The 16,971-nt window shown below is 63.5% G+C and carries 12 protein-coding genes; all 12 read left to right on the top strand.

From position 1 onward, the window contains the following. Positions 1-46: 46 nt before the first annotated feature. The 12 genes from secD (at position 47) to add (ending at position 16,970) form a co-directional block, all read left to right on the top strand. Entirely contained in the window at positions 47-1,318 is a 1,272-nt protein-coding gene (secD, locus tag NYE40_RS16725; RefSeq protein WP_052332950.1) for a protein translocase subunit SecD, read from the top strand. Beyond that, positions 1,308-2,252, top strand: coding sequence for a protein translocase subunit SecF (gene secF / locus NYE40_RS16720; protein ID WP_052332951.1), 945 nt, complete (start codon positions 1,308-1,310; stop codon positions 2,250-2,252). The genes secD and secF overlap by 11 nt, the downstream gene beginning before the upstream one ends. 16 nt (positions 2,253-2,268) lie before the next feature. Next, a complete protein-coding gene (locus NYE40_RS16715; protein WP_101807922.1) occupies positions 2,269-3,165 on the top strand; it encodes a cation transporter in 897 nt (298 codons plus the stop codon). Between the two features lie 62 nt (positions 3,166-3,227). Further along, positions 3,228-5,651, top strand: coding sequence for a single-stranded-DNA-specific exonuclease RecJ (gene recJ / locus NYE40_RS16710; protein WP_101807921.1), 2,424 nt, complete (start codon positions 3,228-3,230; stop codon positions 5,649-5,651). A 20-nt stretch (positions 5,652-5,671) separates the two neighbouring features. Beyond that, positions 5,672-6,184: an adenine phosphoribosyltransferase gene (locus NYE40_RS16705; protein WP_101807920.1), complete on the top strand. Its 513-nt coding sequence runs from the start codon at positions 5,672-5,674 to the stop codon at positions 6,182-6,184. A 2,067-nt stretch (positions 6,185-8,251) separates the two neighbouring features. Then, positions 8,252-10,429 carry a bifunctional (p)ppGpp synthetase/guanosine-3',5'-bis(diphosphate) 3'-pyrophosphohydrolase gene (locus tag NYE40_RS16700; protein WP_153783987.1) on the top strand — a complete coding sequence of 726 codons (2,178 nt, stop codon included), beginning with the start codon at positions 8,252-8,254 and terminating at the stop codon, positions 10,427-10,429. Between the two features lie 16 nt (positions 10,430-10,445). Beyond that, positions 10,446-10,889: a D-aminoacyl-tRNA deacylase gene (dtd, locus tag NYE40_RS16695; RefSeq protein WP_028597534.1), complete on the top strand. Its 444-nt coding sequence runs from the start codon at positions 10,446-10,448 to the stop codon at positions 10,887-10,889. 113 nt (positions 10,890-11,002) lie between these two features. Further along, a complete protein-coding gene (locus tag NYE40_RS16690; protein WP_153783986.1) occupies positions 11,003-11,179 on the top strand; it encodes a hypothetical protein in 177 nt (58 codons plus the stop codon). A gap of 541 nt (positions 11,180-11,720) precedes the next feature. Further along, complete coding sequence (gene hisS / locus NYE40_RS16685) at positions 11,721-12,971, top strand: histidine--tRNA ligase (RefSeq protein ID WP_028597535.1); 1,251 nt, start codon at positions 11,721-11,723, stop codon at positions 12,969-12,971. A 39-nt stretch (positions 12,972-13,010) separates the two neighbouring features. After that, positions 13,011-14,843, top strand: coding sequence for an aspartate--tRNA ligase (aspS, locus tag NYE40_RS16680; RefSeq protein WP_043110899.1), 1,833 nt, complete (start codon positions 13,011-13,013; stop codon positions 14,841-14,843). A gap of 152 nt (positions 14,844-14,995) precedes the next feature. Further along, entirely contained in the window at positions 14,996-15,751 is a 756-nt protein-coding gene (locus NYE40_RS16675; protein WP_028597536.1) for a tRNA threonylcarbamoyladenosine dehydratase, read from the top strand. Positions 15,752-15,920: 169 nt separating this feature from the next. Continuing rightward, the gene (gene add / locus NYE40_RS16670; RefSeq protein ID WP_028597537.1) at positions 15,921-16,970 is read left to right on the top strand and encodes an adenosine deaminase; all 1,050 of its coding nucleotides are present in this window, start codon (positions 15,921-15,923) and stop codon (positions 16,968-16,970) included. Position 16,971: the final 1 nt, after the last annotated feature.

The following is a 16,971-nucleotide window of genomic DNA, read 5'->3' as shown; positions in this document are numbered from 1 at the left end:
CGGTATAATAGATACGATTGAGAACTTAAGGAGGAACATCAGGCATATGAAACGGATGCTGGCATTCCTGCTCATTGTCGTCGTAAGCTTAGGCGTCATTGGTGCAACAAGCCCCGCCCTGCTTGACAAGACTAGACTCGGCCTCGACCTCAAGGGCGGATTCGAGATCCTGTACCAAGCCACGCCCTTGTACGAAGGCGGCACTGTAACGAAGGAATCGTTGAACGAGACGGCCAAAAGCCTTGAAAAACGGGTGAACCAGACCGGCGTCTCGGAGCCGGAGGTCACGACGGAAGGCGCGGACCGGATCCGCATCCGCATCGCCGGCATGGAAGAGAGCAAGGAAGCCGAGCTTCGCGAGACGCTCGTCAAGCCGGCGAACCTGACGTTCCGCAGCGCGCGCGGCTGCAAGGACGGAGAAGGCTACTGCAAGATCGAGCTGACCGGCCAGGACTTCAAGGAGAACGGGGCCGCCCTGCAGCAGAGCGCGCTCAACGAATACGGCATCTCCATCAAGCTCAAGGACGCCTCCAAGTTCGCCGAGGTCACCCGCGAGGTGGCCAAGCTTACCAATGGCAAAAACGTGCTTGCCATCTACCTTGACGAAGAGGAGATCTCCGCGCCGAGCGTACGGAGCGAGATCAACCAAAGCGAAGCCTCCATTACGGGCAGCTTCACGCGCGACGAGGCGATGGCTCTGCGCGACACGATCAACCTCGGCGCGCTTCCGCTGAAGCTCGAGGTCAAATACACCCAGTCCGTCGGCGCGACGCTGGGCCAGAAGTCGCTGGACGACACGATTTTCGCCGGCGTCATCGGCACGGTGTTCATCGTACTCTTCATGCTGATCTTCTACCGCGTTCCGGGCATCGCGGCCAGCGTATCGCTGATCATCTACACGTGGCTGCTGCTGGCGGCGCATATCGCGCTGGACGCGACGCTGACGCTGCCGGGCATCGCGGCGTTCATCCTCGGGGTCGGCATCGCCGTCGACGCCAACATCATCACCGCCGAGCGGATCAAGGAAGAGCTGCGATCCGGCAAGAGCCTGAACAGCGCCTTCCGCGCCGGCTCCAAGACGTCGCTGCGCACGATCATCGACTCCCATGTGACGACGATCATCGCTTCGCTCGTGCTGTTCTTCATCGGCGTCGGCTCCGTCAAGGGCTTCGCGATCACGCTGCTGCTCAGTGTGCTGATCAGCCTCATTTCCAACGTCGTCGTATCCCGCTACCTGCTCTGGCTCATGATCAAGAGCGGACGATTCGCCAAGCCGGGCTACTACGGGGTAAAGGAGAGTGAAATCCGTGCCCTCTAAGGACAAGGACCTGCGCAACTTCAAGGAGTCGAAAATCGACTTCGTCAAATACAGCAAATATTTCTATCTCTTCGCGATCGTCGTGACGCTTGGCGGCATCATCTCGCTCGCCTCGCTCGGCTTGAATTACGGCGTCGACTTCAGCTCGGGATCGAGCGTGGACGTGCAGTCGTCCAAGAGCCTCGAGAGCCAGCGCGCCGAGATCGAGACGTTCCTCACCGAGGGCGGATACGGCAAGCACAATGCGCCGACCTTCGGCCAGGACCGCATGACGATCCGCTTCGACGAAGTGCTGAGCCAGGATCAGGAGAACAAGCTCAAGACCGACCTCAAGGCCAAGTTCGACCCGGCCGCCTCGGTCGAGGTCAACACGGTCGACGTGGAGATCGCCCGCGAGATGCAGTGGAACGCGCTCAAGGCGATGATCGTCGCCAGTATCGGCATCGTCCTCTACATGGCGATCCGCTTCGAGTGGCGCTTCGGCCTCGCGGCCATCGTCTCGCTCGTGCATGACGCGTTCCTCGTCATCAGCATCTTCTCGGTGTTCCGGCTTGAGGTCAACCTGCCGTTCATCGTGGCGATCCTGACGATCATCGGCTATTCCATCAACGATACGATCGTCATCTTCGACCGGATCCGCGAGAATCTGCGCTTCGCCAAGATCAAGTCGCCGGACGATCTGCGCAAGCTCGTCAACGACAGCATCTGGCAGACGATGACACGCTCGATCAACACGGCGGTAACCGTCCTGTTCGCCGCCGCCGCCCTGTTCGTGCTGGGCAGCGAATCGATCCGCCTGTTCTCGCTGGCGATCTTGATCGGCCTGTTCTGCGGCGCTTATTCCTCCATCTTCATCGCGAGCCCGCTGTGGCTGCTCATGAAGTCCAAGTCCAAGCAGAAGCAGGCGCCTGCGGGCAACCCGGCCGCTTCGTAGTCAGGAGGCGCGTCCGATGGCCATCAAGCTACAGCCCGCCGCCGATTCCGGCAAAAGGGGAACCGCTGTCCATATCGGCCTGGCGCTTGCCAAAGGAACGTCGGGAGCGCTGCTCGGCAGCTCGGCCGTGCTCTCCGATGCGTTCCGCTCGGCGGCTGACGCCTGCGGCAGCTACTTGTCGAGCGGAGAAGGGGCCCGGCGCGGACGTTCGGCTCTTTCCCGCCGATGGCTGGGCGGAGCCGAGCATGCGCCGGCCTATCTGTTCTCGATCCTGCTCATGCTGATCGGCCTGGAGCTGGCGATGCTGGCCGTGCAGGATCTGCTTGATCCGCCCGACCTCTATCCGAGGTGGCCCGCGGCTTTTGTCGTACCGGCCTGCCTTGTGATCCGCCTGCTTCTGGTGCGCGGAGCGGCTCCGGCGACCGAATGGCTGTCCTCGATCGCGGCTACGGCCGGGTCGGGAGCGGCATGGGCAGGCGGAGAAAGCGGCATCGAATGGCTGCTGTACATGGATCCGATCGCTTCGGCGCTGATCGCAGCCGTTCTCGTCAGCAAGGGCTACGGCCTCATCATGCAGGCCGGGAGGCCGCGCATCGAGACGCGGCAGGCGGATGACGGCCTGGCGAGCGACCTGATGGAGCTGATCCAGCGCGTCGACGGCGTCGTCACGGTCGAGGCCGTGCAGCCTGTCCACAACGGGGGCAAGCTGGCGGCGGACATCGTCATCAGCGTCAACCCGCGCATCTCCGTGATGGAGGGCTCCGAGATCGCCGGCAGAGTGAGGACGCTCGTGCAGAAGCGCTTCCTGCAGATCGTGGAGATGCGCATCTGCGTGGAGCCCTACAACCCCGGCTATCCGTACAAATCGAACCATGATCCGAATCAGGAGCATATGCCGACCTTATTGCAATAAACAGGTGAGTCGACGCTGCCGCTAAGCGGCAGCGTTTGTTTGCTGGAAAGGCTGGTGACGGATTGATCCCGTCCAAAACCCGCTGGCGCATCCGCGAACTGGATGCGTCCGGCGAAGAAAAAGCCGCCAAGCTGGCGGCGCAGCTGCGGCTGTCGCCGCTGGCGGCGCGCCTGCTCGTCCTGCGGGGCCAGGAATCGCCCGAGCAGGCGGAGCGTTTTTTGCGCGGCGGCGTGGAAGAGCTGCATGATCCTTATGAGCTCCTCGGCATGGAGGCGGCCGTGCGGCGGATCCGCCAGGCAGCCGACGGCGGCGAGCGGGTGCTCGTCTACGGAGACTACGACGCGGACGGCGTATCCTCGACGTCGCTCATGCTCTATCTGCTTCGCGAGCTGGGCATGCGCCATGATTATTATATTCCGCACCGGATGAAGGAAGGCTACGGTCTGAACGTGCCGGCCGTCGAGCGGGCCGCCGAGCAGGGCTTCTCCCTCATCATCACGGTCGACAACGGCATCAGCGCGGTGGAGCCGATCGCGCGAGCGAGAGAGCTCGGCCTGTCGGTCGTCGTGACGGATCATCACGAGCCGCCCGAGTCGCTTCCGGAGGCGGATGCGATCGTCAATCCGAAGCAGCCGGGCTGTCCGTATCCGTTCAAGGGACTTGCCGGCGCCGGCGTCGCCTTCAAGCTCGCTCAGGCGCTGCTCGGGCGGCCGCCGCTGGAGTGGAGCGACATCGCGGCGCTCGGCACGGTCGCGGACCTGATGCCGCTCGAGGACGAGAACCGTTTCCTCGTACGCTGCGGACTCGAGACGATGCGCCGCTCGCCGAAGCCGGGCTTCAAAGCGTTGGCCGAGGCTTGCGGAACCGCGCTCGAATCGGTGACGGCGTCCGATATCGGCTTCCAGATGGGACCGCGCATCAACGCGGCGGGCCGGCTGGAGCATGCCGATGCGGCGGTGCGGCTGCTCGTGTCGGAGGATTTGGCCGAGGCGGCTGGACTCGCCGGCGAGCTGGACGAGCTGAACGTCCGCCGCCGGGCGATCGTCGAGCAGATGACGCTCGAGGCGGAGGAAGCCTGGCAGGAGCGCTGCCGCCGCGCCGACGAAGCCGGCGAGCCTCATCCCGGCGTCATCGTGCTCGCGCGCGAGGGATGGAATCCGGGCGTCATCGGCATCGTCGCCTCGAAGCTGCTGGATCGGCATTTCCGTCCGGCGGTGCTGCTCGGCCATGATCTAGAGACGGGGCTTTGCAAAGGGTCGGCCCGATCGATTCCGGGCTTCGACCTATACGAGGCGCTGAGCGCCTCCAAGCACCTCATGGAGCATTATGGCGGCCATGCGGCAGCTGCAGGCATGACGCTGAAGCATGAGCATCTGGCCGAGCTCGAGCGCGGCCTTTGCCTGGAAGCGGCCCGTCAGCTGCAGCCGGAAGATTATGTGCCGGTGAGCGAGATCGATCTTGTCTGCCTGCCGGAAGAGGCGTCGCTGAAGACGATCGAGCAGCTGGCGCTGCTGGAGCCGTTCGGCAGCGGCAACCCGCTGCCGAAGGTGCTGCTGCAAGGAGCGAGGCTGGCCGAGCTGCGAACGATCGGCAAGGACCAGTCCCATCTCAAGCTGTCTCTCGGCAAGCCGGGAGCCTCCGCGCTGGACGCGATCGGCTTCGGCCTGGGCGGGCTGTCCGAGCAGCTGGCAGGCAGCTCGGCCGCCGACATCGTCGGAGAGCTGAGCGTCAACGAGTGGAACGGCCGGAAGCGTCCGCAGCTCATGATCCGCGACCTTGCCGTCCGGCAGCCGCGCGTATACGATCATCGGGGCACGCGCGATCCGCTGGCGCTCGTCGCTCGGCTAAGGGAGCGGCTGCTCCGAGAAGGCGCGACAGGAGCGGTCATCGCATCGCCTGCGAGACTGCAAGGGCCTTTGCGGCAAGAGACCGCCGCCGCCGCTTCCGGCGCGGCAGGCGGCTTCCGCTGCTGCGACCCCGCCGAGCTGCCGGCAGGCGGCTTCGGCTGCCGCGAGCTGGCGCTGCTGGAGCCTCCGTCCTCGTGGGCCGAGCTGGAGGCTGGCCTGCGCCTCACGCCAGGACTCGCGGCTGTCCATCTGCTTTATCCGAAGCAGCAGCCGGCCGGCGCCGATTGGACCGAGCGGGAGCGGATGGGCCAGCTTTACGCGCGCCTGCGTCGCCTGGCGCCGCTGCCTGGCGGTCGCGCCGAGGCGGTACGGCAGCTCGCGCAGCAGGCGGGCTGTCCTAGCGCCGCGGCCGCGCTCGCGCTGGCCGTATTCACGGAGCTGGGTTTCCTTCGGGAGGAGGGCGGCGCGCTTGCGCTGGAGCCAGCTCCCGGCCGGCGGGAGCTGACGGAGTCGGCCTCCTGGAGAGCGGCGCGGGAAGAAAGCCGGCTGGCCGCTCTTCTTCAGGACAGTCCGGAGGCGATCAGCGCCTGGCTGTCGCAGCTCCGACCGGAGCTTCAAGCCGAATCCATTTTGAATTGAACAAAAGGAGATCAACGACCATGAATTATAAAGACTATATCCGCGTCATCGAGGACTTCCCGCAACCGGGCATCCGCTTCAAGGACATCACGACTCTGCTCGGCGACGGAAAAGCGTACCGCGCGGCCATCGAGGACATGAAAGCCGCGCTCAAGGACAAGCAGATCGACCTGATCGCCGGACCGGAGGCGCGCGGCTTCGTCATCGGCGCTCCGCTGGCGCTGGCGCTCGGCGTCGGCTTCGTGCCGATCCGCAAGAGCGGCAAGCTGCCAGGCGAGACCGTCGAGGCTTCCTATGACCTGGAATACGGCAAGGACAAGCTGGCCATCCACAAGGATGCGATCGCGCCGGGACAGCGCGTGCTGATCGCCGACGACCTGCTGGCGACCGGCGGCACGATCGCGACGACGATGGACCTGATCCGCCAGGTCGGCGGCGAGGTCGTCGGAGCCTCGTTCCTGATCGAGCTCTCCTACTTGAACGGACGCGAGAAGCTGGGCGGAACCGATGTTTTCTCGCTCATCCAATATTAATTATTTCTCAGGAAATAATGACGGCCGGCCGGGACGATTCCCGGCCTTTTTTGGTTTTCGGCGGACGAACAGGCCGCAGTGTGAGCCGAGCCTTTCTCCAGGTGAAGCCGGGGAAGCAAGTTTGGGAAACGAACAAGCCGCAGCGCGATCCGAGCCTTTCTCCGGGCGGTCTGGAGAAGCGAGAGAGGTGGGACGAACAGGCCACAGCGCGATCCGATCCTTTCCCAGGTGAAGCCGGGGAAGCAAGTTTGGGAAACGAACAAGCCGCAGCGCGAGCCGAGCCTTTCTCCGGGCGGTCTGGAGAAGCGAGATAGGTGGACGAACAGGCCGCTGCGCAAGCGAGCCTTTCCCAGGCGGTCTGGAGAAGCGAGATAGGTGGGAGGAATAGGCCGCAGCGCGAGCCGAGCCTTTCTCCGATTCCACTGGAAGCCGGATGCCCTGATTTTCTGACCTCCTAGGCGGAGGCCATCCGTCTTCCAAGAGGACCGCTGCCGCTTCTCCGAAAGGCATCGGCCCCCTCCGCTCTCCTCGTCCCACAGCCAGCCTTCCCCCTTTTTTAGGGGGTGAACCGTCTCCCGCATACCTGGGAGACGGCAGCTCGCTCGGCACGCGGCAGCATGAACGGCCGCTGCGGAAAGAGCCAGCAAGCAGCCCCAGCTTGCTGGAAATGACCCAGACTGCAACGACTTGGGCGCATCGGAGTTGCGCGGAAAAACCGAGTAACTCGGACAAGCGGAGGCCGAACGGATGGAGTTGCGCGGAAAAATCGAGTAACTCGGGCAAGCGGAGGCCAAACCGGTCGGAGTTGCGCGGAAAAACCGAGTAACTCGGACAAGCGGAGGTCAAACCGGATGGAGTTGCGCGGAAAAACCGAGTAACTCGGACAAGCGGAGGCCGAACGGATGGAGTTGCGCGGAAAAACCGAGTAACTCGGGCAAGCGGAGGTCAAACCGGATGGAGTTGCGCGGAAAAACCGAGTAACTCGGGCAAGCGGAGGCCGAACCGGATGGAGTTGCGCGGAAAACCGAGTAACTCGATCAAGCGGAGGTCAAACCGGATGGAGTTGCGCGGAAAAACCGAGTAACTCGGGCAAGCAGAGGTCGAACCGGTCGGAGTTGTGAGGTCAAATCAGTAACTCCGGTAGGCAGGCGTGTCGGTTGGAGCCCAAAAGACGGACTTGTGAGCCGCTGTAACCCGAATTATTCGGGTTAGAGTCCCAAAGACGGGCTGGTTAATCGCTGTAACCCGATTTATTCGGGTTAGGGCCAAAAAGACGGGCTTGCGAGCCGATGTAAGCCGATTTAATCGGGTTGGAGCTTGAAAAACGGGCTTGAGAGCCGATGTAACCCGAATTATTAGGGTTAGAGCCCAAAAGACTGGCTGATTAATCGCTGTATCCCGATTTATTCGGGTTAGGGTCAAAAAGACGAGCTTGTGAGCCGCTGTAACCCGATTTTTCCGGGGGTTCAGCTCGTTATAGAAGCTTTCGAGGGTTCCGGAGATTGCGATCAAAGAAATCCTGTGTGCATGGAGATCGGAATGAGTCTCTAAGAAGCGGAGCGGGGGCGGGTTCGGCATTAGCGTCTAACCGATTGTACGGTGACGGGGCTAACGGTGCTGAGCGAAAGCACCGAGCCTATCGTCGAATCCAAAGAGCGAAGCGGACGGGGGCTCGTGGAGAAACGGCAGCTGTTCCCTTGGAGGGCGGATTCCTTCCTTTTTGGAAAATAAAATCAAAGGAATCTGGACTCCAGGGAGATCGGAACGAGTCCCCGCTCCGCGAAGCGCGAGTCGGCTTCAGCGTCAATCGCCTGCGAAGCGGGAATCGGCTCAGCGTCAATCGCCTGCGAAGCGGCAGCCGGATTCAGCGTCAGTCGCGGCTGAAGCGCGAGCCGGTTTCAGCACATCTACCTACGTCGGCATCCTGTCTGGGATTGTCGAAAAGCGTCTGCCGGGCAGCGAGTTGACGGACGCCGCATGATGGGGGCATAATAAGAGTTAAACCAATTTTCATAGGTACGGGGACACGGCTGGAGTCGAATCCTGACACTCAGAAAGGGACGTTCCATGGGCATAGACCAACTACTCGCTAAGGCGTCAACTTATATGAAGGAACAGGATCTCGCCCGAATCAGGGAGGCCTATGTTTTTGCCGACCAGGCTCACTTCGGCCAAGTGCGCAAGTCCGGGGAGCCTTACATCCTCCATCCGGTAGCGGTGGCGGAGATTCTCGTGAACATGCAGATGGACGTGACGTCGATCATCGCGGCCCTGCTTCACGATGTCGTCGAGGACACGACGGTGGAGGTCGAGCAGGTGAGAGCGCGCTTCGGCGACACCTGCGCGATGCTTGTCGACGGCCTCACCAAGCTGGAGAAGATCAAGTTCCGCTCCAAGGAGGAGCATCAGAACGAGAACTACCGCAAGATGTTCGTCGCGATGGCGCAGGATATCCGGGTCATTCTGATCAAGCTGGCCGACCGGCTGCACAACATGCGGACGCTCAAGTTCCAGTCGGAGGAAGCGCAGCGGCGCATCGCCTACGAGACGCTGGAGATTTTCTGTCCGATCGCGCACCGGCTCGGCATCTCGGCGATCAAGTGGGAGATGGAGGATACCGCGCTTCGGTACCTCAACCCGCAGCAATACTACCGGATCGCCAACCTCATGAAGAAAAAGCGCGCAGAGCGCGAGGACTTCATCGGCCAAGTCATCTCGCGCATCAGCGAGAAGCTGGACGAGATGGGCATCGAGGGCGACATCTCCGGCCGCCCCAAGCATATTTACAGCATCTACCGCAAGATGACGATGCGCAACAAGCAGTTCAACGAGATCTACGACCTGATGGCGATCCGCATCATCGTCGACAACATCAAGGACTGCTACGCCACGCTCGGCATCATCCACACGCTGTGGAAGCCGATGCCGGGCCGCTTCAAGGACTATGTCGCGATGCCCAAGGCGAACATGTACCAATCGCTCCATACGACCGTCGTCGGTCCGAACGGAGAGCCGACCGAGGTGCAGATCCGCACCTGGGAGATGCACCGGACGAGCGAGTACGGCGTCGCCGCGCACTGGGCCTACAAGGAAGGCACGGCGCCGGGCGGCAACATCGAGGACAAGATGAGCTGGTTCCGGGAAATTCTGGAGCTGCAAAACGAGGCGGAGGACGCGTCGGAGTTCATGGAGTCGCTCAAGATGGACTTTTTCTCCGATCTCGTCTTCGTCTTCACGCCGAAGGGCGAGGTGATCGAGCTGCCGGCCGGCTCGGTGCCGCTCGACTTCGCCTACCGCATCCATACCGAGGTCGGCAACCGGACGATCGGAGCCAAGGTCAACGGCCGCATCGTGCCGCTCGACCATAAGCTCAAGACCGGCGACATCGTGGAGATCCTCACGTCCAAGCATTCCTACGGGCCGAGCCAGGACTGGATCAAGCTCACCAAGTCTTCACACGCACGGGCCAAGATCAAGCAGTGGTTCAAGAAGGAGCGCCGCGAGGAGAACGTCGTCAAAGGCCGCGAGGCGCTCGAGCGCGAGCTGCGCAAGCTGGGCCTGGAGCCGTCGGCGTGGATGACCGAGGACAAGCTCATGGAGGCCGCCTCCAAGTTCAGCTTCCACGATCCCGAGGACATGATGTCGGCGATCGGCTTCGGCGGCATCACGGCTGCGCAGATCTGCACCAAGATGACCGAAAAGATGCGGCGGGAAGCCGAGGCGGCGCAGCAGATCGAGCTGACGAGCGAGCCCGTCGAGATGAAGTCTCCGGGCACGCGCAAGAAGGCGGCTACGGGAGGCGTGACGGTCAAGGGCATCGACAACCTGCTCGTCCGTTTCGCCCGCTGCTGTAACCCGGTCCCGGGCGACGCCATCGTCGGCTATATCACGCGCGGGCGCGGCGTCAGCGTGCATCGCAGCGACTGTCCGAACATCCCGATCGAAGAAGGCGGAGAGGACGCCGAGCGCGTCATCGAGGTCGAGTGGGAGGAATCGGCGGAGTCGAACTACAGCGTCGACATTGAGATTACCGGGTACGACCATCGCGGGCTGCTCAACGAGGTGCTGCAGGCGGTCGCGGAGTCCAAGACGAACATCTCCGCCGTCACCGGCCGCACCGGCCGCAACAAGATGGTCATCATCCACATGACGATCCTCATCCGCAACATCGAGCATTTGCAATCGGTCGTGGAGAAGATCAAGCGCGTCAAGGACATCTACTCCGTCCAGCGCATCATGCAATAAGAGGAGGCGGCATGCCGTGAAAGTAGTCGTGCAGCGCTGCTCGTCGGCTCACGTAGCCGTCGACGGCGAGACGACGGGCCGCATCGGGCGGGGACTCCTGCTGCTCGTCGGCCTCACCCATGAGGACGGCGAGGCGGATTTGCGCTGGATGGCCGACAAGATCGCCGGGCTGCGCATCTTCGAGGACGAGTCCGGCAAAATGAACCTCAGCGTCAAGGAAGCGGGCGGCGACATCCTTTCGGTGTCGCAGTTCACGCTTTATGGCGACGCCCGCAAGGGCCGGCGGCCGAACTTCATGGCGGCGGCCCGCCCGGAGCAGGCGGAGCCGCTGTACGAGGCGTTCAACGAAGCGCTGCGCTCAGCCGGACTCAAGGTCGAGACCGGCCGCTTCGGAGCGATGATGGACGTGGCGCTCGTCAATGACGGGCCGGTCACGCTGGTGATCGACAGCAAGGAGTAAGTCGGATCGAACGGCCTCCCCGGCGACGATTAAGTCCGGGCGGGCGTGGCAACACTACTTATCGGAATGGTTCGCGGTAATCGTGGCTCAATTTTCGAAAGGAAGTGCATGTCATGCGAGTGGGACGCAAGCAGCTCGTGCTGGGCGCCGCGGGGCGCCGTCTGCTGCAGGCCGAACGGCGGGAGGCGCTGCTGCTGGAGGAGCTGGAGGAGGATCTCGAATTCGCGGAGGACTGGGCCTGCTCGGCACCGCTGCCGGAACGCAAGCAGCCCGAGCCTGACCGCCCTTGACCGTTTTGTCATCGAATTGTAATCCGACCGGAACGCTGCCTTAACATAAGAGGGCTATACTGAACCTCGACCCCCTTTTTAATAGGTTCACCTGTTGCCCGGAGCTGCCGCTCCGGGTCCTTTTTTTGCCGGCGGCGCCACGCTTCTTGACTTGATCCCTGCAGCGCGGTAGAATGGTGGAAATTCACTCATATGACTTCGATGATGGGAACGAGTAGTTCAGCGCACGTACGCAGAGAGGGACGCCGTTACGGCTGCAAGCGTCCTTATGGTGGCTGAAGGAAGGACATCCCGGAGAACGGTCGGCGAACGAGGAACGAAAGTAGCCGATCGCGTGTGGCGGGCGTTAACCGCATCGGAGCGGACGCGCGGGCTGGCCATGGCCTTCGCATTCGGAATCAGGGTGGCACCACGGGAGATACAGCTCTCGTCCCTGGCGACATGTCGTCGCCGGCGGACGGGAGCTTTTTGCTGTTCCGCAGCGCGGGGACGCAAACGACGCAAGACGCAAGCGATGCAAGAGAGACAGGAGGGGCGCTACATGAAATTTCAAAAAATGCCGGGCACGCAGGACCTGCTTCCCGGAGCGGTCGAGCGCTGGCAGCTCGTCGAGGCCAAGGCGCGGGAAATTTGCCGACGCTTCAACTTCCGGGAAATCCGCACGCCGATCTTCGAATCGACGGATCTGTTCCGCCGCGGCGTCGGCGAGACGACCGACATCGTCGAAAAGGAGATGTACACGTTCGAGGACCGCGGCGGACGCAGCCTGACGCTCCGTCCGGAGGGCACGGCGGGCGTCGTGCGCGCCTACGCCGAGAACAAGCTGTACGGCGAGCCCGATTTGACTAAGCTGTATTACATCGGTCCGATGTTCCGCTACGAGCGCCAGCAGGCGGGCCGCTACCGCCAGTTCCACCAGTTCGGCGTGGAGGCGCTCGGCTCGGCGGAGCCTGCGCTCGACGCCGAGGTGATCGCGCTCGGCTACACCTTCTACACCGAGGTCGGACTGCGCGGCGTGCGCGTCGAGATCAACTCCGTCGGCACGCCGGAGGTGCGGGCGGACTTCCGCGCCAAGCTGCTCGGCTTCCTCGAGCCGAAGCGGCAGCTGCTCTGCAAGGACTGCCAGTCGCGCATGGACCGCAACCCGCTGCGCGTACTCGACTGCAAGGTCGATCAGGCGCATTTCGAAGGCGCGCCGTCGATTCTCGACAGCCTCGACGAAGCATGCGCGGACCACTTCGCCAAGGTGAAAGCGGGCCTCGACGACATGGGCATCCCGTACGAAATCAATCCGCGCCTCGTGCGCGGCCTCGACTACTACACCCACACCGCCTTCGAGTTCAAGGCGGAGGGCATCGGCGCGATCGACACGATCGGCGGCGGCGGCCGCTACAACGGCCTCGTCGGCGAGATCGGCGGACCGGATCAGCCTGGCGTCGGCCTCGGCCTCGGCCTCGAGCGCACGGTGCTCATCCTCGAGCATCAGCAGGGCGAGGCTTCGACGGCGCAGCCGCTGGATGTCTACCTGGTCGCTCTCGGCGAGGCGGCCGAGCGCGAAGTGTCCCGGCAGCTGCACGCGCTCCGCGCGGCAGGACTGTCGGCGGATCGCGACTACCAGGGACGCAAGATGAAAGCCCAGATGAAATCGGCCGACCGCTACGCCGCCCGGTTCACGGCGATCCTCGGCGACGACGAGCTGGCGCAAGGCCAAATCGCGCTCAAGCGAATGGATACGGGCGAGCAGCGGATGGTGCCGCTCGGCGAGCTGGCCGCGGCAATCCAGGGCGAATAGCGCAATCATGCAGAAATTACCGACAAGGAGTGGGGATTAATGAGCAGCATCATTCATTGCGGACGCCTGAGCAAGGCGGACGTAGGCAAGACCGTTGAACTGAAAGGATGGGTGCAGCGCCGCCGCGACCTCGGAGGCGTCCTGTTCATCGACCTGCGCGACCGCACGGGCATCGTGCAGATCGTTTTCAACCCGGACTTCTCCGGCGATGCGCTGGCAGTCGCCGACCGCGCGCGCAGCGAGTACGTGCTTGCCGTCAAGGGCAAGGTCGTCGAGCGGGACGAGGAAACGCGCAACCCGAACCTGGAAACGGGCGAAATTGAAGTGCGCGTCACCGAGATCGAGGTGCTGAACGCGGCCAAGACGCCGCCGTTCCCGATCGAGGACGGCATCGAGGTCGACGAGACGCTGCGCTTGAAGTACCGCTATCTGGACCTGCGCCGTCCGGAAATGCAGCGCACGCTGCTGCTCCGCTCCAAGGCGGCCAAAATCTTCCGCGACTTCCTCGACGGCGAGCAGTTCGTCGAGGTGGAGACGCCGATCCTGACCAAGAGCTCGCCGGAAGGCGCACGCGATTACCTCGTGCCGAGTCGCGTGCATGCGGAGGAATTCTTCGCGCTGCCGCAGTCGCCGCAGCTGTACAAGCAGCTGCTCATGGTCGGCGGCATCGAGCGCTATTACCAGATCGCTCGCTGCTTCCGCGACGAGGACCTGCGCGCCGACCGCCAGCCGGAGTTCACCCAGGTCGACATCGAGACGTCCTTCCTGAGTCAGGACGAGCTGCTCGCCATGATGGAGAGCCTCGCCCAGCGCCTGTTCAAGGAGACGATCGGCGTCGACATCCCGGCTCCGTTCCAGCGCATCACTTACGCCGACGCCATCGACAAGTACGGCTCGGACAAGCCGGACCTGCGCTTCGGCCTGGAGATCGAGGACATCACGGACATCGTCTCGACGAGCGACGTCAAGGTATTCGCCAGCGTCGCGGCGGGCGGCGGCGTCGTGCGCGCGCTCAACGCCAAGGGCTGCGCGGGCTGGAGCCGCAAGGAGCTCGACGACCTGCAGCCGTTCGCGGCCCGCTACGGCGGCAAAGGCCTGGCCTGGATCACCGTCAAGGACGGCGAATGGCGCGGACCGATCGTCAAGTTCCTAAAGGCCGAAGAAATCCAGGCGCTCACCGAGCGGCTCGGGGTGGAAGAGGGAGACCTGCTCACGTTCTCCGCGGACAAGAAGAAGGTCGTCGCCGACGTGCTCGGCAACCTGCGCCTGAAGGTCGGACGCCAGCTCGGCCTGATCGACGACTCGGCGTACAAGTTCGCCTGGGTCGTGGACTTCCCGCTGCTCGGCTGGGACGAGGAAGCGAAGCGCTACGTGGCGGAGCATCATCCGTTCACCCGTCCGAAGGACGAGGACCTGCATCTGTTCGAGACCGATCCGGGCGCGATCCGCGCGCAAGCGTATGATCTCGTGCTGAACGGCTACGAGGTCGGCGGCGGCTCGATGCGGATCTACAAGCGCGAGGTGCAGGAGCAGATGTTCCAGGCGCTCGGCTTCTCGATGGAAGAAGCGCATGACAAGTTCGGCTTCCTGCTGGACGCGTTCGAGTACGGCACGCCTCCGCACGGCGGCATCGCGTTCGGCTTCGACCGCCTCGTCATGCTGCTGACGAATCGCAGCAACCTGCGCGAGACGATCGCCTTCCCGAAAACGGCCAGCGCGACCGACCTGCTCATGGACGCTCCGGCGCAGGTCGACCTTGCCCAGCTGCAGCAGCTGCACATCCGCACCGTGCCGAAGCCGGGCTCCAAGCCGGCCGCGCCGCAAGGCGGCCAGCCGGCCGAAGCGGCAGCAGGGGCCCCGGCCCAAGGCTAGCCGCCAGCCGCGGACAAGACGCAACTCGCCCGAAGCGGCGGCAAGCCCGCTGCTTCGGACCATAGCACGGCCGCCAAAGCCGCACCGGCTCCGGTGCGGCTTTGGCATCGCCCGCGGGCAAGATAACCCAAGAGGAAAGGAAGGCGAAAGCCATGTTGAACCAATTTTCCCGCACCGAGCTCGCGTTCGGTCCGGAAGGCATCGACGTCATGAAGCGCAGCACGGTCGCCGTGCTCGGCATCGGCGGCGTCGGCTCGATCGCCGCGGAGGCGCTCGCGCGCACCGGCGTCGGCCGGATCATCCTGATCGACAAGGATGTCGTCGACATCACCAACATCAACCGCCAGATCCACGCTTTGACGACGACGGTCGGCCAGCCGAAGGCGGATCTGATGCGCGACCGCATCCAGCTCATCAACCCGGAGTGCGAGGCGATCAGCCTGCGCATGTTCTATACGGAGGAAACGTACGAAAAGCTGTTCGAGTACCCGCTCGACTACGTGCTCGACGCCTCCGACACGATCTCGTACAAGGTGCATCTCATCAAGCAGTGCCTGGAGCGGAACATTCCGATCATCTCCAGCATGGGCGCGGCCAACAAGATGGACCCGACGAAGTTCACGGTGACGGACATCTCCAAGACGCATACCGATCCGATCGCGCGCGTCGTCCGCCAGAAGCTGCGCCGGGAAGGCGTGCGCAAGGGCGTGAAGGTCGTCTTCTCGTCGGAGATGCCCAAAAAGCCGCGCGAGGACGTGACGCAGCGGATCGTGCCGGACAACGCGCCCGAGATCCGCAAGGCGCAGCAGCCGCCGGCGAGCAACGCGTTCGTGCCGCCGGTCGCCGGCCTTATCATGGTGAGCGTCGCCGTGCGCGACCTGCTGGAGAAGAACGGCATCGAGGTGTAGGCGGGGGCATGCGGGCCGGATGCCGAACCTAAACGGTTTCATCCATTCGCATCTAGGTTAGGTCAATGTCATATATTTTGGGAATAAGCCTATTTTGGGTCAGGTATATTGACATTGACCTTGTGAGGAAGTACCATCGTTCTAATACCCTGCGGGAAGGTGATGGACGATGGAGATGAGTTTGATGCGCCGCTTGCCTAAGATCGAGCTTCATTGCCATCTGGATGGAAGCGTGCGTCCGGCGACGGCGGCCGAGATCGCGGAGGAGGAAGGAATCGAGCTCAGCTGCGCCGATCTGCGCGAGCTGACCGGCCGGATGACGGCGCCGCCTTCCTGCTCGAGCTTGGTCGAATATCTGGAACGGTTCGAGCTGCCGCTGCTGCTCATGCAGACGCGCTCGGCGCTGAGGCGGATCGCCTATGAGGCGGCGGAGGATGCCGCGCTCGACAACGTCCGCTATCTGGAGGTGCGGTTCGCTCCGCAGCTGCATACGCGCGGTGGCTTGTCCGTAGACGAGATCGTCACGTCGGTGGCGGCGGGTCTGGCGGAGGCCGAGGCCAAATACGGCCACTGCGTGCGCATGATCCTCATCTGCATGCGCCATCACGGCCAGATGGACAACGAGGAGGTCGTGCGCGCCGCCAGCCGGTTCATGCCGCTCGGCGTCGTCGGCGTCGATCTGGCGGGCGACGAGGCCGGCTACCCGAACGAGCTGCATGCCGAGGTGTTCGAGCTGGCGCATCGGCTCGGCCTGCCGATCACGATCCACGCCGGCGAGGCGGCCGGAGCGTGCAGCATCCGCTGCGCGGTCGAGAAGCTGCGCGCCCGCCGCATCGGACACGGCGTCCGCCTGCGCGAGGACGCGGAGGTGACGCAGCTCATCCGCGAGCGCCGCATCCCGCTCGAGCTGTGCGTCATCAGCAATGTGCAGACCAAAGCGGTGCCGTCGATGGATCTTCATCCGATCCGCGACTACCTCGACAGCGGACTGCTCGTGACGGTCAATACGGACAATCCGACGGTGTCGGGCACGAACCAGACGCGGGAATACGAAAATCTGGCCCATCGTTTCCGCTTCTCCGAGCGGGACATCAAGAAGGTCGCGCGGCATGCGATCGAGGCCGCTTTCGTCGACGAGGAGCGCAAACGGCAGCTGAAGGCGAGCTTCGAGCGCGAATGGCAGGAGCTCGGCCTGACCGCCGCGGAGGCGCAGGCCTGAC

Origin of the sequence: Paenibacillus sp. FSL W8-1187, assembly GCF_037965485.1 — a bacterium.
In the GTDB taxonomy this organism is placed as follows: Bacteria; Bacillota; Bacilli; order Paenibacillales; family Paenibacillaceae; genus Paenibacillus_O; species Paenibacillus_O pasadenensis.
This window is presented reverse-complemented; position numbering and strand designations above follow the sequence as displayed.

Bases quoted from the DNA above. Each gene is read 5' to 3' on its own strand.
- secD (WP_052332950.1), top strand. From the start codon at position 47: ATGAAACGGATGCTGGCATTCCTGCTCATTGTCGTCGTAAGCTTAGGC.
- NYE40_RS16690 (WP_153783986.1), top strand. From the start codon at position 11,003: ATGCGAGTGGGACGCAAGCAGCTCGTGCTGGGCGCCGCGGGGCGCCGT.
- aspS (WP_043110899.1), top strand. From the start codon at position 13,011: ATGAGCAGCATCATTCATTGCGGACGCCTGAGCAAGGCGGACGTAGGC.
- hisS (WP_028597535.1), top strand. From the start codon at position 11,721: ATGAAATTTCAAAAAATGCCGGGCACGCAGGACCTGCTTCCCGGAGCG.
- NYE40_RS16700 (WP_153783987.1), top strand. From the start codon at position 8,252: ATGGGCATAGACCAACTACTCGCTAAGGCGTCAACTTATATGAAGGAA.
- NYE40_RS16705 (WP_101807920.1), top strand. From the start codon at position 5,672: ATGAATTATAAAGACTATATCCGCGTCATCGAGGACTTCCCGCAACCG.
- NYE40_RS16715 (WP_101807922.1), top strand. From the start codon at position 2,269: ATGGCCATCAAGCTACAGCCCGCCGCCGATTCCGGCAAAAGGGGAACC.
- NYE40_RS16675 (WP_028597536.1), top strand. From the start codon at position 14,996: ATGTTGAACCAATTTTCCCGCACCGAGCTCGCGTTCGGTCCGGAAGGC.
- add (WP_028597537.1), top strand. From the start codon at position 15,921: ATGGAGATGAGTTTGATGCGCCGCTTGCCTAAGATCGAGCTTCATTGC.